18 protein-coding genes are annotated in these 23,217 nt (G+C 43.8%); 8 read left to right on the forward strand and 10 right to left on the reverse strand.

Features of this window, described 5'->3' with window-relative positions; genetic code table 11:
* The first annotated feature begins 132 nt into the window (after positions 1 to 132).
* Positions 133 to 603, forward strand: coding sequence for a CBS domain-containing protein (locus BSR11_RS01745; RefSeq protein WP_072668779.1), 471 nt, complete (start codon positions 133 to 135; stop codon positions 601 to 603).
* Between the two features lie 183 nt (positions 604 to 786).
* On the opposite strand, the gene aceA is transcribed toward BSR11_RS01745, so the two are convergent.
* The 3 genes from aceA to BSR11_RS01760 form a co-directional block, all read right to left on the reverse strand.
* Positions 787 to 2,097, reverse strand: a complete 1,311-nt coding sequence (gene aceA / locus BSR11_RS01750) for an isocitrate lyase (protein ID WP_072668780.1) — start codon at positions 2,095 to 2,097, stop codon at positions 787 to 789.
* Positions 2,098 to 2,233: 136 nt separating this feature from the next.
* Complete coding sequence (gene aceB / locus BSR11_RS01755) at positions 2,234 to 3,871, reverse strand: malate synthase A (RefSeq protein WP_072668781.1); 1,638 nt, start codon at positions 3,869 to 3,871, stop codon at positions 2,234 to 2,236.
* A gap of 979 nt (positions 3,872 to 4,850) precedes the next feature.
* Positions 4,851 to 5,756: a hydrogen peroxide-inducible genes activator gene (locus BSR11_RS01760; protein ID WP_072668782.1), complete on the reverse strand. Its 906-nt coding sequence runs from the start codon at positions 5,754 to 5,756 to the stop codon at positions 4,851 to 4,853.
* Positions 5,757 to 5,974: 218 nt separating this feature from the next.
* Between BSR11_RS01760 and BSR11_RS01765 the strand changes: the two genes are divergently transcribed.
* Positions 5,975 to 6,586, forward strand: coding sequence for a peroxiredoxin C (locus BSR11_RS01765; RefSeq protein WP_072668783.1), 612 nt, complete (start codon positions 5,975 to 5,977; stop codon positions 6,584 to 6,586).
* Between the two features lie 336 nt (positions 6,587 to 6,922).
* Positions 6,923 to 7,675 carry a copper homeostasis protein CutC gene (locus BSR11_RS01770; protein ID WP_072668784.1) on the forward strand — a complete coding sequence of 251 codons (753 nt, stop codon included), beginning with the start codon at positions 6,923 to 6,925 and terminating at the stop codon, positions 7,673 to 7,675.
* Here BSR11_RS01770 and phoU read toward each other — a convergent pair.
* From phoU to BSR11_RS01790, 4 genes are read right to left on the reverse strand one after another with little or no spacing between them, the layout of a single operon-like run.
* Positions 7,672 to 8,370: a phosphate signaling complex protein PhoU gene (gene phoU, locus BSR11_RS01775; protein WP_072668785.1), complete on the reverse strand. Its 699-nt coding sequence runs from the start codon at positions 8,368 to 8,370 to the stop codon at positions 7,672 to 7,674. The genes BSR11_RS01770 and phoU overlap by 4 nt on opposite strands.
* A gap of 27 nt (positions 8,371 to 8,397) precedes the next feature.
* A complete protein-coding gene (gene pstB / locus BSR11_RS01780) occupies positions 8,398 to 9,216 on the reverse strand; it encodes a phosphate ABC transporter ATP-binding protein PstB (protein ID WP_072668786.1) in 819 nt (272 codons plus the stop codon).
* A gap of 2 nt (positions 9,217 to 9,218) precedes the next feature.
* A complete protein-coding gene (gene pstA / locus BSR11_RS01785) occupies positions 9,219 to 10,868 on the reverse strand; it encodes a phosphate ABC transporter permease PstA (protein ID WP_072668787.1) in 1,650 nt (549 codons plus the stop codon).
* Positions 10,869 to 10,880: 12 nt separating this feature from the next.
* The gene (locus tag BSR11_RS01790; RefSeq protein ID WP_072668788.1) at positions 10,881 to 13,082 is read right to left on the reverse strand and encodes an ABC transporter permease subunit; all 2,202 of its coding nucleotides are present in this window, start codon (positions 13,080 to 13,082) and stop codon (positions 10,881 to 10,883) included.
* A 468-nt stretch (positions 13,083 to 13,550) separates the two neighbouring features.
* On the opposite strand from BSR11_RS01790, the gene ppk1 reads away from it, so the two are divergent.
* Both ppk1 and ppx read left to right on the forward strand, forming a co-directional pair.
* Positions 13,551 to 15,653 carry a polyphosphate kinase 1 gene (gene ppk1 / locus BSR11_RS01795; protein ID WP_072668789.1) on the forward strand — a complete coding sequence of 701 codons (2,103 nt, stop codon included), beginning with the start codon at positions 13,551 to 13,553 and terminating at the stop codon, positions 15,651 to 15,653.
* The gene (gene ppx, locus BSR11_RS01800) at positions 15,637 to 17,166 is read left to right on the forward strand and encodes an exopolyphosphatase (protein WP_072668790.1); all 1,530 of its coding nucleotides are present in this window, start codon (positions 15,637 to 15,639) and stop codon (positions 17,164 to 17,166) included. The genes ppk1 and ppx overlap by 17 nt, the downstream gene beginning before the upstream one ends.
* Before the next feature lie 20 nt (positions 17,167 to 17,186).
* On the opposite strand, the gene BSR11_RS01805 is transcribed toward ppx, so the two are convergent.
* Genes BSR11_RS01805 through phoB form a run of 3 tightly spaced genes read right to left on the reverse strand, consistent with a single transcriptional unit; the run spans position 17,187 to position 20,146 of the window.
* Positions 17,187 to 18,113, reverse strand: a complete 927-nt coding sequence (locus BSR11_RS01805) for a PstS family phosphate ABC transporter substrate-binding protein (RefSeq protein ID WP_072668961.1) — start codon at positions 18,111 to 18,113, stop codon at positions 17,187 to 17,189.
* Positions 18,114 to 18,130: 17 nt separating this feature from the next.
* Complete coding sequence (gene phoR / locus BSR11_RS01810) at positions 18,131 to 19,435, reverse strand: phosphate regulon sensor histidine kinase PhoR (RefSeq protein WP_072668791.1); 1,305 nt, start codon at positions 19,433 to 19,435, stop codon at positions 18,131 to 18,133.
* A gap of 21 nt (positions 19,436 to 19,456) precedes the next feature.
* Positions 19,457 to 20,146 (reverse strand): phosphate regulon transcriptional regulator PhoB, encoded by a 690-nt coding sequence (gene phoB / locus BSR11_RS01815; protein WP_072668792.1) that lies wholly within the window; start codon positions 20,144 to 20,146, stop codon positions 19,457 to 19,459.
* A gap of 236 nt (positions 20,147 to 20,382) precedes the next feature.
* Between phoB and rdgC the strand changes: the two genes are divergently transcribed.
* From rdgC to BSR11_RS01830, 3 genes are all read left to right on the forward strand, one after another.
* Positions 20,383 to 21,297: a recombination-associated protein RdgC gene (gene rdgC, locus BSR11_RS01820; RefSeq protein ID WP_072668793.1), complete on the forward strand. Its 915-nt coding sequence runs from the start codon at positions 20,383 to 20,385 to the stop codon at positions 21,295 to 21,297.
* A gap of 179 nt (positions 21,298 to 21,476) precedes the next feature.
* A complete protein-coding gene (gene trhP, locus BSR11_RS01825) occupies positions 21,477 to 22,877 on the forward strand; it encodes a prephenate-dependent tRNA uridine(34) hydroxylase TrhP (protein ID WP_072668794.1) in 1,401 nt (466 codons plus the stop codon).
* Positions 22,878 to 22,879: 2 nt separating this feature from the next.
* Complete coding sequence (locus BSR11_RS01830; protein WP_072668795.1) at positions 22,880 to 23,134, forward strand: YfhL family 4Fe-4S dicluster ferredoxin; 255 nt, start codon at positions 22,880 to 22,882, stop codon at positions 23,132 to 23,134.
* Positions 23,135 to 23,217 lie beyond the last annotated feature (83 nt).

The raw sequence follows: 23,217 nt of genomic DNA on the forward strand, positions 1-23,217 counted from the left end.
GCAAAAACTGACTTAACTCTCAGATATTTGCTACAAACAAACCTATACTGAATATCAACAAACCACACGCCACTTTACGTTCATTGGCAAGCTAACTTGGTTACCGATCATCAAAAAGAAAAGGAGTTGGTTATGATCAAAGTTGAAGACATGATGACTCGCAACCCACATACTTTGTTGCGTACCCACACAATAGCCGACGCCCGAAATATGATGGAAGCATTGGATATTCGTCATATTCCTATTGTTGATGCTAACCGTCGATTATTAGGGATTATTACTCATCGTGATGTATTAGCAGCACAAGAGTCCAGTCTGTACAATAAAATCACCGATACCTCGCATACCGAAACGACCCCTTTGTATGAAGTCATGCACACTGGCGTCATGTCGGTCGCCCCACAAGCTGGATTAAAAGAAAGCGCCATCTACATGCAACGACATAAGGTTGGCTGCTTACCGGTAGTCAGCAAAGGCGAGTTAGTTGGGATTATTACCGATAGCGACTTCGTCGCTATTGCTATCAACTTGCTGGAATTGCAAGAAAACAGCGAGCCTGATGAAGTCGATACTGACAATGACTTTGAACAAGACGTTTTATAACAGGCCAATAGCTAGCCGATAGAATAGATGGATAAATAAAAAAGAGCATGGTGATCAATACCCTTGCTCTTTTTATTTTTCAGATAACTTGCTATCACTCAGATAATCGATTGATGCGATAAATTTATTAAAGTTGCAGTGTTCACTGCAACTTTACGTCATCGGATTATCACCATGCAGAAGTTAGAACTGCTCTTCTTCAGTTGAACCGGTTAGCGCAGTGACTGACGATTGACCACCTTGAATCGTATTGGTCATTTTATCAAAATATCCCGTTCCCACTTCTTGTTGGTGGGCAACAAACGTATAGCCTTTCTCGGCGGCGGCAAACTCTTTACGCTGAACCATTTCAACATAATGACGCATCCCTTCACCTTGAGCATAAGCATGGGCAAGTTCAAACATGTTAAACCACATATTATGGATGCCAGCTAAAGTGATAAACTGGTATTTATAACCCATGTTCGCCAATTCTTGCTGGAATTTAGCAATCGTTTCTGCATCAAGATTTTTCTCCCAGTTAAACGATGGCGAACAGTTGTAGGCCAAGAGTTGATCAGGGTACTGAGCATGAATCGCTTCAGCAAACTGCCTGGCTTCTTCTAAATCGGGTTTAGCGGTTTCACACCAAATTAAGTCAGCGTAAGGAGCGTAGGCCAAACCACGAGAAATCGCTTGGTCAATCCCAGCACGAACACGATAGAAGCCTTCAGCGGTACGCTCACCAACAATAAAGTCAGCATCATAAGGATCACAATCTGACGTTAATAGATCCGCGGCGTTAGCATCGGTTCGAGCAATCACCAACGTGGTTGTTCCAGAGACATCAGCAGCCAAGCGTGCAGCGACCAATTTTTGCACCGCTTCTTGAGTGGGAACCAGTACTTTGCCCCCCATGTGACCACACTTTTTCACCGATGCTAATTGGTCTTCAAAGTGAACCCCAGCCGCTCCAGCCTCAATCATCGATTTCATCAGTTCATAAGCATTCAGTACACCGCCAAACCCCGCTTCTGCGTCCGCGACTATTGGCAAAAAGTAATCGATCCCCCCTTCATCTTGTGGAGATTTACCATTTGACCATTGAATTTGATCGGCACGACGAAACGCATTATTGATTCGTTTAACAACGCTAGGAACCGAATCAACTGGATAAAGCGATTGATCAGGATACATCGTCCCAGCGGTATTATTATCCGCCGCGACTTGCCAGCCAGAAAGATAGATGGCTTCAATACCCGCTTTAGCTTGCTGTACCGCTTGTCCGCCCGTTAAAGCACCAAGACAGTTAACATAGCCCTTTTTGGAACTGCCGTTAACCAATGCCCATAATTTATCTGCACCACGCTGGGCAATAGTATTCGCAGGTGTCACTGAGCCACGTAAGTTAACGACATCTTCTGCACTGTAAGTACGTTTGACGTGTTTCCAACGTGGATTGGTAGCCCAATCTTTTTCTAATGCTTCGATTTGTTGGCGGCGAGTTAATGTCATGATCTATCCCTCTTATCATTGGTTTCGCGTGGCTGATGGCACACGCCGATATCGTCCTTTTCGCCACTCACTTCGATTCAGTGAGCTTTGAAGTTCGGTTTCACGTTACTGTTATTTATTATTGGTTAAGGCCGTTCTACGCCAAATAGTCGTAGCCCGGGATGGTTAAAAAGTTACCGAGATCGTCACTGGTGGTGAGACGTTCAATCAATTCAGCCGCTTCGGTAAACCGGCCTTGTTCAAAACGGGCTTCTCCGACTTCAGCTTTAACGACTTCAATTTCTTGAGCTAAGTAATCACGAAATAACGTTTTCGTGACCACCTGTCCGTTATCTAAGGTTTTACCGTGCTGAATCCATTGCCAAATTGAAGCGCGAGAAATTTCTGCGGTTGCAGCGTCTTCCATCAAGCCATAAATAGGCACACAGCCATTCCCAGAAATCCACGCTTCGACGTATTGCAAAGCAACACGAATATTGTGTCGCATACCTTGTTCGCTACGCGGACCATCACAAGGAGCAAGCAACTCTTCTGCACGGATTGGCGCATCCGATAAGCGAGTCACATCCAATTGATTACGACGCTCACCCAGCACTTGATTGAAGACCTCCATAGCGGTATCCGCTAATCCAGGATGAGCCACCCAAGTCCCATCATGACCATTCTTCGCTTCGAGCATTTTGTCATGACGGATTTTTTCCAGTACTTGAGCGTTGAGAGCGGGATCTTTGGACGGAATAAAGGCCGCCATGCCTCCCATGGCAAAAGCGCCACGTCGATGGCAGGTATAGATCAGCAAACGTGAGTAAGCATTCAAAAATGGCTTATCCATTGTCACGACTTGACGGTCAGGCAATACGCGATCAGGGTGTTTTTTCAAGGTTTTAATGTAGCTAAAGATATAATCCCAGCGACCACAGTTAAGCCCCACAATGTGTTCTTTAAGAGCAAAGAGGATTTCATCCATCTGAAACACCGCAGGTAAAGTCTCAATCAGTACCGTCGCTTTTATCGTCCCTGTTTCTAAACCAAAATAATCTTCTGTAAAATGAAAAACATCACTCCACCATTGCGCTTCTTGGTAAGCTTGGAGCTTCGGTAAATAGAAATAAGGACCGCTGCCTTTTTTCAATAACGCTTTATAGTTATTGAAAAAATACAAAGCAAAATCAAACAAAGCTCCAGGAATCGCTTGCTCAGCAAATAGCACATGCTTTTCTTGTAAATGCAGCCCTCGAACTCGACAAATCAATACGGCAGGGTCTTTTTTAAGTTGATAGACTTTATCATTGTCAGGATTGCGATAACTGATGGTGCCATTCACCGCATCACGTAAGTTAATTTGTCCATCAAGCAACTTATCCCAAGCGGGAGACATCGAATCTTCAAAATCTGCCATGAAGACTTTCACGTTAGCGTTGAGTGCATTAATGACCATTTTACGATCCGTTGGACCAGTAATTTCCACTCTTCGATCTTGCAGATCATTAGGAATACCAAGGACTTTCCAACTGCCTTCACGAATATCGATGGTTCGCTCTAAAAAATCTGGCAAATGGCCTTGATCAATACGCATCTGTTGCTGTTCGCGCTCATTCAGTAACGTATTCACTCGCGACGCAAAGTGATGGCACAACTCAGCTAAAAAGGTTTGGGCTTCAACAGGGAAAATAGCGCTATGTTCAGAGGATAGAGCCCCTTTAACAATTAATTGCTCGTGATGCTTAGCATTTTCAATGGCTAAGGACGATTTATCGGGGGTTTGAGCAAGCATGGCATCCTTCCTTAAATAGTATCCTTGTGTATCATTTGTAATTTTAGAACCACAAAAACACGATAATCATATGGTTATATTATTGGTATGTCGTGTTTATTAACTTGACTTAATCCATCAACAAGCCAAAGAACAACAAGCACTAAACAAACCAATAAACTCAAGATAAACATTACCCGATAAGCCATTGCAATTAAAGAGTCAAAGTTAACACATCGTTAAATTCAAAGTTTTATTCCGTTTCAAACTCTCGTTTACCTCCGCCCAGCAAAACGTAACTTATTACGTAATAAAATTACAATAAGGGCAGGAACAAAAAATCGTTTAAAACAGATGTTCGATTGTTAGATAAGAAAAATAATCTCGCGTTTTAAGGGTTCAAGTGGCACAACTACTCGCACATTGAAACAATTGAATGAGGGTAAAGTGTAAAATTCACCATGTGAAGTTTTACTATTTTATGAAAGCTTCAAAACTTTATCGCTGTAAAATTTGACAACAAAAGATTTACCATCAGAGTAAAACTCTGAGTAACGTTAGAAAATAGGTAAATAAAACTAGATACACACTAAAACATAGCGGATAACCGAACAGCTTAACGCCATTATTATGTCCAAATAATTCTAAGAGGCTGCTACAGAGCTATTCATCTTAATCATAGGATGGCTATTACCATCCCGATGAACTGAGATAGACCACTAGATTAAAGAAGAATAAACCTAGCAACACCCAAACCACTTGGAGTTGCAGGTAGGCGGCAAGTGAGTGACAAATTTGTCTGGAACAAATTTGAACAGCCGTAGGCTGGCCTTTGGTGAGAGCCACGGATGGCTCTCATAGTCCCCATGAGCATAGATAGACTATGTGATTGGGGCGAACGAACGTAGCCAACACCCCTGCAGCTTCAAGTCGGAAGGGTATAACACTGCTGCGGCTTCAAATAGGCAAGGCACATCTCTTATATTGCTCTATAACGAGGTTATAGTAATTGAGCGACGACTTCAGCAAGCTGTTCGAAAGTCGGCTGGCGAGATGAGCCAGGACGCCATACCACACCAATTTCCCGATAAGCCTGTTGACCGGGAGGATCAATGATCACCAAATTTTGATTATCTAACAGGCCATGTTCAATCGCCATTTGCGGAATGAACGTCATACCCAATCCATTGGCCACCATTTGCACTAAAGTATGTAAACTGGTTGCCATAAAAGGATTAATTTTTTCTTTATCAGTTAACTTACAAGCAGATACCGCATGCTCGGTTAAGCAGTGTTCATGCTCTAATAAAAACACAGACTCATTTGGTAAGTCATCATAGGTGATTGGCACTCGAATACTGTTTGCTTGCTGACGACTGATAACCATCCGAAAAGGATCTCTGCCAACAATTCGGCTGACCATCTGACCAATATCCATCGGTAATGCCAGAATCAGCACATCGAGTTCACCAACTCGCAAAGCATTTAAAAGATTAGCGGTCGTATCTTCGCGTAATAATAAGTGCAACTTAGGGTAACGCTGATTAAGTTCTTGCACCAAATCACACAATAAAAAAGGCGCGATCGTCGGAATACAGCCTAGTTTAAGCTGCCCCTCCATTGGCCCATTCTGACACTGTTGCCCTAACTCCAGCAGATCTTTACCTTTCGCTAACAATTCTCGGCCCCCTTTCACCACTTGTTCACCGGCATAGGTAAAAACCAACGGGCTTTTTTTATCCGATTTCTCGTATAAAGGGCAACCAATCAGAGCCTGTAAGTTTTGAATGCCTTTACTCAGTGTCGATTGACTAACAAAACAGCGTTCGGCAGCCTCACTAAAATGCCGCGTTTCATATAATGTAATCAGATAATGTAGCTGCTTTAAACTTGGCCATTTATTCATCGTATTCTCTTTATGATCCGCTCAAATAAATCAAAGCGCGGTTTCCCCGTATTAAGCATTCTCAATCATCGGATAGCTATCGCTTTTTTCGATTAACTTAATCTATTTAATTCGCTTTTTTCTATGCTACATGGTGTACTATAGTTTGTCTCGTTCAAATGGACTTGGTAAAACATGCTGTTTTATCAAGTATTAACCATCATCTTAGGAGCAAAAAAATGGTACTCGTAGGTCGTCAAGCCCCTGATTTTACTGCTGCAGCTGTTCTTGGTAACGGTGAAATCGTTGAAAACTTCAACTTTGCACAGTTTACAAAAGGTAAGAAAGCCGTTGTTTTCTTCTACCCTCTTGATTTCACTTTCGTTTGTCCTTCAGAGCTTATCGCTTTTGACAAGCGTTTTGAAGATTTCCAAGCTAAAGGCGTTGAAGTGATCGGTGTTTCTATCGATTCACAATTCTCACACAACGCATGGCGTAATACCCCTGTAGAAAACGGCGGTATCGGCCAAGTTAAATACCCATTGGTTGCAGATATCAAACATGAGATCGTTAAAGCTTATGATGTCGAGCATCCAGAAGCAGGTGTTGCATTCCGTGGTTCATTCCTCATTGATGAAGAAGGCCTAGTTCGTCACCAAGTGGTTAACGACCTACCTCTTGGCCGTAATATCGATGAAATGCTACGCATGGTCGATGCTTTAAACTTCCACCAAAAACACGGTGAAGTTTGTCCAGCACAATGGGAAGAAGGCAAAGCCGGTATGAAAGCGTCTAGCGAAGGTGTTGCGGCTTTCCTTTCTGAGCATGCTGCTGATCTAGGTAAAAAATAAGTTAATAGGCCCACCATAGGCCTATTAATGGCTCGCGCTCAACTCGAGTCGTACTGATAAAGGTTGGAAACAATAAAAAGCGTTTAACGCATAAGCCAATCAGTTATAAGTAAAGTCATCAAAGCCCAAAACCAATCGGTTTTGGGCTTTTTTTCATCTCTCTCATCGACAATAAACGTCAATTACTAAGCTCTCTAAATCACTCACTAACGGTATTTAAGGAAAGGCTACCTGCGTAACTTTACCTCTATTTCAGACCTTAGGTTAACAGACGCTGTCGCGACAGACTGATAAAATCAGCATCAACAACGCAAACCGTCTAAGTGAGAAAATCTCATGAATTATGAACTTGAAGTCTGTATTGATAATATCGAATCGCTGCATTATGCCATCCAAGGAGGAGCGACGCGTATCGAACTTTGCTCAGCGTTAGCATTAGGAGGGCTAACCCCCAGCTATGGCATGATGAAGCAAAGTGCTCGCCTATCAACCATTCCAGTGTATGCCATGATACGACCACGCCAAGGCGATTTTTTGTATGATCGTGATGACATCGCCGTGATGTTAGATGATATTGATGCTGCGGCCGAAGCTAAGCTTCAAGGTGTCGTCATTGGAGCCTTAACCGCACAGGGGGAGATAGACGAATCACAGGTCAAACAACTGGTTACTCGTGCTCAGCAACATGATTTAGGTGTGACGTTCCACCGAGCAATTGATCAATGTCGAGATTTTCGTCAAGCACTTGAAACATTAATAGACTTAGGATGTGAGCGAGTACTTACCTCTGGTCAAGCAAATCAAGTAGAACAAGGCATCACCACCTTGATAGAGATGGTCGCTCTCGCCAAAGGCAGGATTCGCATTATGGCAGGCGCAGGTTTAACCGCGAATAATGTGACACAGATTATTCAACAAACCGGCGTACAGGAAGTTCACTTATCTGGTAAAAGCACGCGCCCCAGTCACATGCAGCTCAAATCGGCTGAGGCAAAAATGGGCCGAGCGGATGTGGATGATTTTATGATCCCGGTAACCGATCCAACCGCGATTGCTCAAGTCGCTAAAAAATTGAGAGACTTAGTTTAGCGTAAAACATCATCTATCGATTGCTTGCCCAAGTGACGAACATCTTTTCCTTTCACAAAGTAAATAATGTATTCGCAAATATTTTGGCAACGATCACCGACCCGTTCAATAGCACGTGCAGACCACATCACTTGTAAAATGTGCGGTATATTTTTCGGGTCTTCCATCATATAAGTCATTAACTGACGGATCACCGCTTCATATTCTTGATCTAATTTATCATCTTGTTTATGCAAAGCGGCCGCCGCCACGACATCCATACGAGCAAAAGCATCTAAGACTTGATGCAACATAGCGATGGCTTGACGGCAGAGAGGCTCTAATGAAACTTGAAAGCGACGTTCTTTATCCGCCGGACTTTCAATAGCGATATAGGCCATCTTAGTCGCAACGTCACCAATGCGTTCTAAATCGGTAATGGTTTTAATGATTGCCATAATCAAACGCAAATCTTTGGCTGTCGGTTGGCGCTTGGCGATGATCCGCGTGCACGCTTCATCGATTGATACTTCCATCTCATTGACTTGATGATCATCACGCACGACTTTACGAGCCAGCTCGATATCTTCTTTGTGCAGCGCCTGCATTGCTAAAGAGAGTTGCTGCTCAACCAAGCCTCCCATGGTCAATACATGGGTTCGAATCGATTCGAGTTCGACATTAAATTGCCCTGAGATATGTCGGCCTAACTGCATCATGCCATCCTATTATTTGCTATTTGATTAGCCATATCGACCAGTAATGTAGTCTTCCGTCTGTTTTTTCAATGGAGAGGTGAAAATAGAATCCGTATCGGCATACTCGATCAATTTCCCCATATGAATAAAAGCGGTGTGATCACTGACTCGCGCCGCTTGCTGCATATTGTGCGTCACTATCACCACGGTATATTGTTTTTTCAACTCATGAATCAATTCTTCAATGGTTAAGGTTGAAATAGGATCCAATGCCGAAGTAGGTTCATCCAACAACAAGACCTCAGGTTCAATCGCTATCGCTCTCGCAATAACCAAGCGTTGCTGCTGTCCACCGGATAATCCAAATGCATTTTCGTGCAAACGATGTTTCACCTCATCCCACAAAGCGGCGGCACGTAACGAATACTCTGCAGCATCATCAAGTGTTCGACTATTTTTTATACCTTGTAAGCGTAGACCATAGACCACATTCTCATAAATGGATTTAGGAAAAGGATTGGGACGCTGAAAGACCATACCGACTCGGCGTCGCAGTGTCGGCACATCAACATTACTGTCATAAACATTTTTACCATGCAGTTTCACCGCGCCTTCAACTCGACAGCCATCAACTAAATCGTTCATCCGATTAATACAGCGTAATAACGTTGATTTACCACAACCGGAAGGACCAATAAATGCCGTCACCTGCCCCTTGGGAATACGCATCGAAATACCGTTTAAAGCACGAGTTTGTTGGTAATACAAACTGAGTTCTTCAATAGCAATCGCTGTTTGCTGATCCGTTAAATGATGAACATCTAACGGCGGTTGATAACCTAATGTTTGCTCAACAGAAAACATGTTTAATCTTGTCCTAAGGTTCGGTATTTTTCACGCAAGTTATTGCGAATATGAATAGCGGTTAAATTCAGCACTACCACCACGGTCACCAACAAAAAAGCCGTGGCATACACTAAGGGACGAGCGGCTTCAATATTCGTTGTTTGAAAACCCACATCGTAGATGTGAAATCCCAAATGCATAAACTTGCGCTCTAGATGTACAAAAGGAAACTCGCTATCGACAGGCAAGTTTGAAGCAAGCTTAACTGCCCCAACCAACATCAAGGGAGCCACTTCGCCAGCGGCGCGAGCAATCGCCAGAATAAGTCCAGTAATCATCGCTGGACTAGCCATCGGCAGCACTATCCGCCAAATGGTTTCAAACTGTGTTGCCCCTAACGCTAATGAACCATAACGTACTGATGGTGGAATACGTGTTAACCCCTCTTCGGTGGTCACAATGACCACTGGCAAGGTAAGTACCGCTAAAGTTAATGCCGCCCACAATAATCCCGGCGTACCGAAGGTAGGTGCTGGTAAACTATCGGCATAAAACACATTATCAATACTTGCACCAATCGTATACACAAAAAAGCCTAGTCCAAATACGCCGTAAACAATTGATGGCACCCCCGCTAGGTTGATCACCGCAACACGAATTAAACGCGTAAAAGCGTTATCTTTGGCATATTCATGAAGGTAAACCGCAGCAATAACCCCCAGTGGCATGACAATCACTGACATGATCAATACCAACAACACCGTACCAAAAATGGCAGGAAAGACGCCACCTTCAGAGTTCGAATCGCGAGGTGAATCGGATAGAAAATCCCATAAGTTTTTCAGCCAGCGAATAATTTTTTCACCGCTGGTCATTTCATTGGGATACCAATAGTCGAGCACCTGACTCATTGGAATACCAATCGTATTGCCAGCCATATCTTGCAATAAAAGCCGCTGATCATCTAATGTCGTTCTTAACGTTTCTAATCGTTGTTCAGCTTCAGCAAGCTCACTGAGCCATTGTTGCTCTTTTTTCTGACGCTCAATACGTTGGGGAGAAGTTTGGGCTAAGTAACGATGCCCAGATTGGTCAAACATCGCCAACTGATTGGCTAATTCACGAATTCGTGGGCGAACTTGTTGCTCGATCTCAGCCCTTATCTGCTGAGTTTGTGCAAAAACCGTTGCTAACCACTGCGATGTACTTAAAGGCTGATCTTGACTGATGAGTGTCGATTCGAAACCAATTGGCTTACCATAAAACTGCCCGTCATGAGTTCGTTGCAAGACGAGCCAGCCATGGGCAAGCGTCGCTGGTGACAACTTAATATCAAGGATCGACACAAAATCGGCCTGATAAATGTCTCGATTAGCCACCTTAATGTTTAATCGTTGCACGTGGCCTTGCGCAATCGCTTCTTCAGGTAGACTTATGCCCATTTCAAGAAGGTGCTTAACCGTCACCTTTTCTTGAGCGTAGAGTTGCCCCACTAAGGTTTTACCATCCTCGGTTTGCCACTGATAGAGCGGGGCTGGCCAAAAATAGACTAATCCTTTCCAGCCAATTAATAACAATAAGCCTAATACTGAAATCAAACTGATACTAACAGCGCCAGCGGTCATCCATATCCAAGGGGAGCCTGATTGAAATTGCTGAGTTAGTTTCATTATCTCCCCCTCTTACAATGAACGATATTTAGCGCGTAAGCGCTGACGCACCCACTCGGCAAAGGAGTTAACGATAAAAGTAAAAACAAACAACAATAACGCCGCTACAAACAGGACTCGATAATGAGAGCTCCCCACTGCAGACTCGGGCAATTCAATCGCAATGTTGGCAGAGATAGTGCGCATGCCTTGTAAAATATTCCAATCTAAAATGGGCGTATTCCCTGTTGCCATCAGTACAATCATGGTTTCACCAACCGCTCGCCCTAACCCCATCATGATTGCCGAAAAAATTCCTGGACTGGCGGTCAATAACACTACATGCGTTAAGGTTTGCCAGCCAGTTGCACCGAGAGCTAAAGAGCCGTCCGATAAATGTTTCGGAACCGAAAAAATCGCATCTTCTGCAATGGTAAAAATCGTGGGGATCACAGCAAACCCCATCGCAATACCCACAATTAACGCATTACGCTGATCAAAACCAATGCCTCTTTGATCCAAAAAGAGCAGTACATCGCCAGCAAACAATGCTTGCTCAATGACATGACTAAAAGAGAGAGTTAATGCCATAATAACCATCATCAATGGCACCAAGATCAGTGCTTGCCAACCGGAAATATCATAGCCTAAATAACGTTTAGGCATCCAAGACCAGACAACACCAATAATTAACGTCGCAATCGGTAAACCAATTAACAGTGCCACCACAGCCGCCAAATTGTTTTCTACGATAGGAGCAAACCATAACCCAGCGAGAAAACCAATGATCACCGTTGGTAGCGCCTCCATCAATTCAATGGTCGGCTTCACCACTCGACGCATCGCGGGTTTCATAAAATAAGCGGTATAAATAGCGGCAAACACCGCTATCGGCACGGCAAATAGCATGGCATAAAAAGCCGCTTTCAATGTACCAAACGCAATTGGGACTAAGCTTAATTTAGGTTCAAACTGCTCATTCGCCGCGGTTGACTGCCACACAAACTGCGGCTCTGGATAGCCTTCATACCAGACTTTTTTCCATAGTGCTGAAAAGGAAATCTCAGGGTGAGGATTATCCAATTCAATGACCTGAACCATTCCATCGTCCCAAGTGGCAATATAACGCTCGTTATTCGACATCACCGCTAACGTTGGTGCTCTAGGGAAAACCCGCTCAAACAGCACCAGCTTTTCACTGGTGGTATAATGGCTTTGCAGCGTACCATTGGGATAAAAAGTATAAAAACCTTTGCGCTGAGTATCCGTGAGCAAAAGCTGAATAGACGGTGCCAACTGAAAATCACGAATCGACTGCAACTGACGTTGGCCTTGCTGTAAAACATCAAACCATTGGCTAACAACACCATTTTCGTAGGTTACCAGCAAAGAATAAGCACCGGATAACAAGGTCATATTCGTCACTAAACGCTGTGGGTCGCCGCGACTAAGATCGACCTGTTCCCGTAGTCGATACGTTTCACCATCACGCTGGATGACTGCGAGTTGCGAGCCTGTACGTAAGTAAATCGTTTGACCATCAGGGATCATGAGGAGTTGATCCAGCTGCGCATAGCGAGCAGGTAACACCGTTTCTGCCATTGCTAAAGGCGCTTGTCGCCCCAGCCAACGAATCATCACGCGTTGATCGGCCAAATAACTGACCGTGTAAAGATAGTCCGTCGTTAGCGCAAAACTAAACTGCTCAATCACCGCTTCCTCTGGTGCAGCAATCCATTCCGATTCGGTGGTTAATGACTCCAAGATAGGGGTGAATTTTCGTTTCTGCTGGGTAATCGAGTAATCAAATCGCGGACGAAAAAGATGCACTTGATGAGCAGAATCCAATACAGCATACCAGCCATCTTGCGCGGTACCAGCGACTATTTGCGCAGGGGAAAAAGGCAGTGCCTGCCGCCATAACGGTTGATCACTGGATACTTTCAGTGACCAGAACTCGGCCTGTCCCAACTCATCAACCACGAACAGATGCTCACCATAATCGTCCATCGCCAATAACTGAGGTTGTACAGAAGAAATCGTTTGTTTAGCAAAGCTTGGATTAATTTTCGCATCGGCAAAAAGTGGCAGAGTGACCAAGGCCAGATAAACAAAGATTAAAATCAGAGCGGCTAGAACGCCAACCCCACCACAGGTTACCGCAAAGCGAACGCCACGATCTTTCAAACGTCGCTTATGATCTCGTTGCTGTAATGAAAATTCACTGTGGGGCATCAATTTACTCTATCCTTGTTATCTTGAGAGGCGACCAAACCTAGAAAGCTTCAGTGTTCCAACAGCACGAAGAGTAAGAACAGTATCATGAACATAAAAGGCGCATCAGAATGAGCGTCCACTTAACTATGTGAAGTGTTTCATACTTTATGGTGCTACAGAGTATACTATTTCAAATACGTGACGGTTATATTACAGCGCAGATAAGCAACTGAAAACAAAACAACTCCGTATCAACTCAATTTGTAATAATTATGTCATATCATCGCTTTAGTTTGCACAATCATCATCGTTATTCGCTCGGTCACAACACCGCTGGAAGTCAACTACCCCGTTGGTACGAGTGAACAGAGATAAACCATGTGACTGAAGCGAAGTAAAATATAAACCAGACAATCAATAAGCATGGCGAAAACCGACGCTTTAAGCTGAGCAAGGTTTTCGAGCTTAAGAGAAAGAAAGGAATCCATGAGTACTGAAAAGTTGTACATTGACAAAGAGTTAAGTTGGCTTTCGTTTAATGAGCGCGTGTTACAAGAAGCGGCAGATAAAACGGTGCCTTTAATTGAGAGAATTCGTTTTTTAGGTATTTTTTCTAATAACTTAGATGAGTTCTATAAAGTCCGTTTCGCTGATGTCAAACGACGGATTTTGATCAATCGTGAACAAGGCGTAAAAGATAGCTCCAAGCATCTACTGAGTAAAATGCAGAGCAAAGCGTTTAAACTCAATCAAGATTTTGATCGCTTATACAGTGAGCTAATTGTCGAGATGGCCCGTCGACGAATTTTTTTGGTCAATGAAACGCAACTCGATGCCATGCAACAAAAGTGGATCGTTAAGTATTTTTATAAAGAAGTATTACCCCATATTACGCCACTACTGCTGCGTGATGATATTGATGTCTTGCAATTTCTTAAAGATGAATATGCGTACATTGCCGTTGAACTCAAAAAAGAGCAACAATCAAGCTATGCCCTCATTGAGATCCCAACCGATCATCTCCCTCGTTTTGTCATGCTACCAGAGCAAAAAGGCAAAGGAAGAAAAACCATCATTCTGCTCGATAACATCATTCGTTACTGTTTAGATGATATTTTCCGTGGCTTTTTTGATTACGACACGCTGCACGGCTTCGCTATCAAAATGACCCGAGATGCAGAATACGATTTACGCCGTGAAGTTGAGTACAGTTTACTTGAACAGTTATCAGAAGGCTTAAGTCAGCGACTCACCGCCATGCCCGTACGTTTTATCTACGAGCATGATATGCCGGAACCCATGCTGACATTCTTGTGTGAAAAACTCAAAATTTCTTATTATGATAGTCTGCTTCCCGGTGGTCGTTATCACAACTTTAAAGACTTTATCGCCTTCCCCAATGTAGGCCGTGACTATTTAGAAAACCGTGCGTTACCACCTCTGAAATGTGCTGATTTTGAGGGCTATTTGAATGCCTTTGATGCCATTCGTGGCCAAGATGTCTTACTCCACTACCCATACCACAGTTTTGAACACATCACCGAGTTGGTCCGCCAAGCCTCGTTTGACCCCAAAGTCATCAGTATTAAAATCAACATTTATCGGGTCGCTAAAAACTCTAAGCTAATGAACTCATTAATCGATGCCGTACATAACGGAAAACGTGTTGTCGTGGTGGTCGAGCTACAAGCGCGTTTCGATGAAGAAGCCAATATTGAATGGTCCCGGATCCTCACTGAAGCGGGTGTTGACGTAATTTTTGGTATCCCAGGAATGAAAATTCATGCCAAGTTACTGTTGATCACTCGTCGAGAAGAGACTGAATTAGTGCGCTATGCACATATTGGGACGGGAAATTTCCATGAAAAAACTGCACGAATTTACACCGATTTTTCTTTATTAACCGCCGACCACGAAATCACCAATGAAGTGCGTAATGTGTTTGCGTATATTGAAAATCCATTCCGCCCCGTTAAATTTACTCACTTATTGGTTTCGCCGCGAAATAGCCGTACCCAACTGTATCGGTTAATTGATAGTGAGATTGCCAATGCCCGTAGCGGTAAAAAAGCCGAAATCATGGTTAAAGTGAATAATTTGGTTGATAAAGGCATGATAAATAAACTCTATGGTGCAAGCAGTGCAGGCGTTAAAATAAAAATGATCATTCGTGGCATGTGTTCATTAGTCCCAGGTATTGCCGGTGTCAGTGATAATATTAGTGTCATTAGTATTGTTGATCGTTTCTTAGAGCATCCTCGGGTACTGATCACCCATAACGATGGCGCCCCTTTAGTCTATATTTCTTCGGCCGACTGGATGACACGTAACCTCGACCATCGAATTGAAGTCACTACGCCAATTCGAAGTCCGCGTTTAAAAAAACGGATTATCGATATTATTAATCTTCAGTTTACCGATACCGTCAAAGCTCGAGTCATCGATAAAGAGATGAGTAACCGTTACGTGAAACGGGGCAACCGGAAAAAAATACGTTCGCAATTGGCGATTTACGACTACCTTAAACAAATAGAAAAAGAAACCCGTAAGCACAAAGGAAATATTGAGCTAAATGAAAACCCACTCTGAGAGCGCTTCTCCAGAAAACAGCGAATCGACCAGCCGAGAAATCGCCGCAATAGATCTTGGCTCCAATAGCTTCCACATGGTAGTCGCGAAAGTCGTCGAACAAGATTTGCAACTGATCAGCCGCCATAAACAACGGGTGCATTTAGCATTAGGCTTAGACGAACAAAAAAACCTGGATCACGCCTCCATTGAGCGAGGCTTAGCCTGTTTAGCCATGTTTGCTGAGCGATTGCAAGGATTCAAAGTTGAGAATGTCCGTATCGCGGCCACCCACACCTTACGTCAAGCCAATAACGCCCACCTTTTTTTGCAACGTGCGTTAGAAGTAATGCCTTTCCCTATCGAAATTATTCCCGGTAGTGAAGAGGCACGATTAATTTATCTGGGCGTTGCTCATACTCAACCGCAAGCAGACTCTATGTTAGTGGTAGATATTGGCGGTGGAAGTACAGAGCTGATCATCGGCAAAGGCTTTGAGGCGGAGCTGGTAAACAGCAAACAGATGGGCTGTGTCAGTTACACTGAACGCTTTTTTCCTAATGATAAACTGTCGAAGAAAAAATTTGCTCAAGCCATTTTATCGGCGGAGCAAAAGCTTGAGTCCATGGCCAGTAAATACCGTAAAAAAGGCTGGCAGCGCGCATTTGGCTCATCCGGTACCGTCAAAGCCATTCATGAAGTATTGATCGGTTTAGGCTACGACGATGGCGTGATTACTCAAGAGCGATTGCATAAGCTAGTCGATAAACTGTGCGAGTCTAACCAGATTGCGGACATTCAATTAACCGGACTGACCGATGATCGTAAAGCCGTTTTTCCTGCGGGAGTAGCTATCCTAGCTGGAGTCTTTAACGCATTAAAAATCAAAGAAATGCATTTCTCCGATGGCGCATTGCGCGAAGGTTTACTGTATGAAATGGAAGATAGGTTCAAATACGACGATATCCGCTTACGTACCACTGAAAATTTAGCGGTTAAACACTTTGTTGATTTAGAGCATGCAGCAAAAGTGAAAGGTTACGCCAAGGAGTTTTTGAGTCAAGTAAGCGACGAGTTAGGACTCAAAGCCAGCAGTGACTTATTTGCCCTGCTAGAATGGGCCGCGCTACTCCACGAAGTAGGACTTAGCATCAGCTTACAAGCATTTCATCGTCACTCAGCTTACATTTTACAGCACACCAATATGCCAGGTTTTAATAGTGAACAACAAAGAGTGCTCGCCACACTGGTTCGTTTTCAACGTAAAGCACTAAAACTTGGAGAAATGAGCGATTTCTATCTCTACAAGAAAAAACACATCATCGGCCTTATCCGTGTATTACGACTAGCGATTGTCCTAAATGGGCAGCGCAATGATGATCCACTCCCCGAGATTCGCTTAAGTGCCAAAGATGAGCATTGGCAGTTAACTTGTCATGATCAGGATTGGCTTGAAAACAATAAATTGTTGCACATCGATTTACTCAGTGAACAAGCCTATTGGCATAAAGTTGGTTGGACGTTAACGTTTTAAATCAAGCGAGATTAACGCGATCACTCAATGCCCACTTTCGCTAACTCTTGACGAGCCACCTCAGCAGAAATGGGTAAGTAGCCTTCTTTACCGACCAGCTCTTGCCCCTGCTTAGAAAAGATAAAACGCACAAACTCTCTTTCCAGCGGCATTAGTGGTCGCCCAGGATGTTTATTGACGTACAAGTACAGATAACGGGATAACGGATACGCACCAGACAAAATATTATCGTGTGAGGGGTAGACATAATCTCGGCCTTGACGCGCGATTGGGACAAGTTTCACTCCTGATACACGATAGCCGACCCCTGAATACCCTAACGCATTGAGTGATGACGCGACCGACTGCACCACAGAGGCTGAACCCGGCTGTTGATTGACTCGAGCTTTAAAATCACCGCCACACAGTGCCGTTTGCTTAAAGTAACCGTACGTTCCAGAGACCGAATTGCGTCCAAACAACTGCATACGTCGCTGTGCCCACGAGTATTCCAGCCCTAATTGCGACCAACGATCAATCGATTGCGTTGCTCCACAACGTAATGTTGCTGAAAAAATCTGATCGAGCTCAGTAAAATTTAACCCCTCGATGGGATTATCTCGATGAGCAAACACGCCAATCGCATCAATCGCAATCCGTAACTCAGTCGGCTTGTAACCATGGGTGCGTTCAAACGCTTCAATCTCTCGTAGACGCATAGGCCGACTCATCGAGCCAAATTGTGCGGTTTCTTCCGTTAAGGCAGGAGGTGCAGTCGATGAACCTGACGCTTGTACTTGAGCATTAACATTGGGATACAGCTCATTAAATGCTTCAGCCCAAAGAGTGGTAAGCCCGGCAAGAGTATCCGAGCCCACAGAAAGAACACTCCCCGATATACCCGGTACCCGATGATAATCAGTGAGCGATTGTGCCCATCCTGATCTAATCGGAAAACTCACGAGCATCACCATCAAGCAACGTATTAATTGCATTTCACCACCAAACGCTTTGGTAACACAAACGAGAAACAGCTCCCAACGCCAATTTCACTACGAATATCCAAATGGCTATCATGATGAGAAAGTGCATGTTTGACAATCGCTAACCCCAAACCGCTACCACCGGTATCTCGTGAGCGCGCTTTATCAACCCGATAAAAACGCTCAGTTAAACGATGTAAATGCTGAGCAGCAATCCCCTCCCCACTGTCTTCAACCTCAAACAGTGCACCTTTTTCAGTATTCTGCCAGCGAACATGAATGCTCGCCCCCGCTGGAGTATATTTCACCGCGTTATAGACTAAATTAGAAATAGCACTACGCAGTTGGTCTTCATCGGCGAAAACTTTAAGCTGTTTATCAACACTAAAACGAATCTGATGAGCCTGCTCACCACTTAAGCTCAAAGCCTCTTTTTCTAACACTTCAAGCATAGCTGGTACGTCAACGACTTCATCCAATTCATGAATAGGCGAAGCCTCAATTTTCGATAAAGTGAGTAATTGATTAACCAAACTCGACATCCGATTCAACTGCTCGGTCATAACGCCGTGTGCTTTCGGCCACATCGGCCCCAGTAACAGATCAGGATCTTCAGTCATTTCTAGGTACCCTTGCAGTACCGTCATTGGTGTGCGTAATTCATGGGATACATTAGCAAAAAAGTTTCGTCTCATACCTTCAAGCTGTTTCACCTGAGTTACATCACGCACCACCATTAAATGTTCACCTTCGGTGTATGGCACAATACGCAGCTCTAAAGCGCGATCAACATTCAGTGGCGAATGCATAGTTAATGGTTCTGAAAAATCATTTTTCTGGAGATAATTGATAAAACCTGGCGTGCGAATCAAATTAGAAATCGGTTGTCCCGCATCATCTGGCCAACGAAATCCCAACAAATGCTGGGCTAAGCGGTTACACCAAACGATATTGCCTTCTGCGCGAAACACCACCACTGCATCAGGTAACGATTCTGCACCATTACGAAAGCGGCGAATTAAGTTGGTAAGCTCTTTACGCTTTTTACGTTGTCGTTGCTGCAAACGATAAATACCATTAAACAGCGATTCCCAATTCCCGGAACCAGAAGGCGGCGTTAAGCGCTTTTCATCCCATAACCAAGCCGAAAATCGTACTTGATTATGTAAATGCCAAACCAGCTGCAATACCGTTGCGGCCAGCAGTAACCAAGGCATATGCCCAAATACCCAGCCAACAATCAGCCAGGGAAGGTAAAAAAAAGCCAGCTCCCAGGCCAGCTTTTTCCAAGTTAATCGTTCAACCATAATACTCCACAACGGGCCTACTTAAGCTTTAGTTGAAAACCGATAGCCTGCCCCACGCACAGTTTGAATCAGCTTATCATGTCCAGCGTCTTCTAAAGCTTTACGTAATCGGCGAATGTGCACATCCACTGTACGATCTTCGACATAGACGTTGGTACCCCAAATATTATTCAGCAGTTGTTCTCGACTGTATACGCGCTCTTGATGGGTCATAAAAAAGTGCAGCATCTTAAATTCGGTTGGCCCCATCTCTAGCGCGACATCATCGGCGGTAACTCGGTGAGACACCGGATCCAATTTTAAACCTTGTACATCAATAACATCTTCTAATGACGTTGGTGTAACGCGGCGAATGACCGCCTTCAAACGCGCAATCAACTCTTTAGGAGAAAACGGTTTAGTGATGTAATCATCGGCTCCCACTTCCAAACCACGCACTTTATCTTCTTCTTCACCCCGAGCGGTCAGCATGACAACCGGAATGTTACGCGTTAACTCTTCACGTTTCATGTGTTTGATAAAGTTAATTCCGCTACCGCCGGGTAGCATCCAATCAAGTAACACAAGATCGGGAAAAGGTTCAGCAAGTTTAGTTACTGCGCTATCGTAATCTTCAGCTTCCACTGCTTGATAGCCTTTTTGTTCAAGAACAAAGCACAACATTTCACGAATGGGAGCTTCATCCTCAACGACCAGAATCCTTCTAGACATAATTGAATAACCTTTGTTATTAATCAACGCTATGCATTATGGGAAATGATTATGACACTTTTGTGACCTTTGCAAACTAATTTTCATATAAAGTTCACGAATCATCACCGATAACGATGTCATTGCCATCATTGAACACCGCAAGCACATCGGTCATTTCAACCGTAAGAGTATAAGACATTAATCGTCAATTCCCCTATCATAGGCGAATTGTGAACAACTAGAAGAAGCGCACTATGTGGTTTAAAAATTGTATGGTGTATCGCGTCAATCGTGATATTCCTTTTAATGCGGATCAGTTGGAAACCCAACTGGCTGAATTTCGTTTTAGCCCTTGCTCAAGCCAAGACAAACAAAAGTTTGGCTGGGTGCATGCTCTTGGTAAACACGGCGATATGATGACGCACGTCAGCGATGGACGAATACTGATTTGCGCTAAAAAAGAAGAAAAAATGCTCCCAGCATCGGTGATCAAAGAGTCTTTGAATGCCAAAGTCGACACCATTGAGACGCAAGAAGGTCGACCACTCAAGAAAAAAGAGAAAGAAACATTAAAAGAAGAAGTCATGATTGACTTACTGCCTCGTGCCTTCAGTCGTAGTCATTATACCTATGTATTGATCATGCCTAAAGAAGGGTTAATTCTGGTCGATGCTAGCAGCTATAAAAAAGCCGAAGATGTTTTGGCTCTGCTGCGCAAAACCATGGGTAGCTTACCCGTCGTACCAGCAATTCCTGAAATTGCGGTCGAAACCACATTAACTCAATGGGTTAAAGACGGGAATGTGCCACAAGGCTTTACGCTATTAGAAGAGGCAGAATTAAAATCAACCTTAGAAGATGGCGCAATCATCCGCTGTAAAAAGCAAGAACTGACTAGTGATGAGATCATCAGTCATATTGCCGCTAATAAAGTGGTGACTAAGTTAGCTCTCAACTGGCAAGAGCGGATCAGTTTTATTCTGGCTGAAGATTGCAGCTTAAAGCGTTTGGCATTTAGTGATGAGCTCAAAGATCAAAACGAAGATATTCCAAGAGAAGACCAAGCAGCAAGATTCGATGCTGATTTCTCGTTAATGTGTGGTGAGTTTTCTGCTCTCTTACCCAACTTATTTGACGTTTTAGGTGGTTTACCATCAAACGACGCCTAGTCGTCTATTCAGGCTGGTAATCCAGCCTGAATCCTCTCTCTCAATCTAACTCAATCACCAAGGGATAATAACCTGAAAAAGAGTATGGTCACCGCTCACCTTTTGACGTAAAATTTGCGCCCTTTCCAATACCATCAGGTGGTATTGGCCTGACTTGAGATCAGATTGAGAAGCCAATAATGAGTACAACATCCCCTTTTATTCCTGAGCTACTGTCACCCGCCGGTAGTCTAAAAAACATGCGTTATGCCTTTGCTTATGGCGCAGACGCCGTCTATGCTGGCCAACCACGTTACAGCCTACGCGTGCGTAATAATGAGTTTAATCACGAAAATCTGCAAATCGGCATTAATGAAGCGCATGCATTAGGTAAAAAATTCTATGTGGTGTGTAATATTCAGCCACACAACTCAAAATTAAAAACCTTTATTCGCGATTTAAAACCGGTTATCGACATGGGACCCGATGCGTTAATCATGTCTGATCCAGGTTTAATCATGATGGTGCGTGAAGCCTTTCCTGAAATGGCGATTCACTTGTCAGTGCAAGCTAATGCGGTTAACTGGGCAACGGTTAAATTTTGGTCAACGCAAGGTGTCGAACGCGTGATCTTATCTCGCGAACTGTCACTGGAAGAAATTGAAGAAATTCGCCAACAATGCCCAGAGACTGAGCTAGAAATCTTTGTTCATGGCGCACTGTGCATGGCCTATTCTGGCCGCTGTTTATTATCGGGCTACATGAATAAACGCGACCCTAACCAAGGTACTTGCACCAACGCTTGCCGTTGGGAGTACAAAGTTGAAAAAGGCCAAGAAGACGCCTCAGGACAAATTGTTGAACAGTTCGATCCAACCGCAGCTCAAGCGATTGAAGTACAAGCAGAGCGTCCAGATAACACCTTGGGATTAGGCAAACCGATTGATGACGTCGTTCTGCTGTCTGAAAGCCATCGTCCTGAAGAAAAAATGGCGGCGTTTGAAGATGAGCATGGTACCTATATCATGAACTCAAAAGACTTACGCGCGGTTCAGCACGTTGAACGCTTAACCAAAATGGGCGTTCATTCGCTAAAAATTGAAGGCCGTACTAAGTCATTCTATTACTGCGCCCGAACTGCTCAAGTTTATCGTAAAGCGATTGATGATGCCGTGGCTGGCAAGCCTTTTGATGACAGCTTAATGGGCACTTTAGAAAGCCTAGCTCATCGCGGTTATACCGAAGGTTTCCTACGTCGTCATACGCATGATAGCTACCAAAACTATGACTATGGCTACTCTGTCTCCGATAGTCAGCAATTTGTCGGTGAGTTTACCGGTAAACGCCGTGGTGATTTAGTTGAAGTCGAAGTGAAAAATAAGTTCTGCGTCGGTGATAGTCTTGAGTTGATGACCCCTAAAGGCAATATCATTTTTACCCTTGAAGCGATGGAAAACCGTAAATCACAAGCCATTGATGATGCGAAAGGCAACGGCCATTTTGTCTTTATCCCTGTACCAGAAGACTTAGATCTTGAATACGCGTTATTAATGCGTAACCTCAATGCAGGTCAAGACACTCGCAACCCAACAGGCAAATAATTATGGCACTATTGATCACAGACAAATGCACCAACTGTGACATGTGTGAACCAGAGTGTCCAAATGGCGCTATTTCGATGGGTGAACACGTTTACGAAATTAACCCAGATTTATGTACCGAGTGCAAAGGGCACTATGACCAACCGACCTGTCAGTCGGTATGTCCGATCAATAACTGTATCATTACGGATCCTAAGCACATTGAAAGCGAAGAACAGTTACTAGAGAAATTCGTTATTATTCAAGGACTCGCTTAATCAGGGTCTCCAATTCTGCTTAAGATGTTTGAGATAATAAAAATCCGCCAATTAAGGCGGATTTTTATTTACGGATTAAGCTA

The sequence above is a fragment of the Vibrio injensis genome (assembly GCF_001895205.1).
GTDB classification, from domain to species: Bacteria; Pseudomonadota; Gammaproteobacteria; order Enterobacterales; family Vibrionaceae; genus Vibrio; species Vibrio injensis.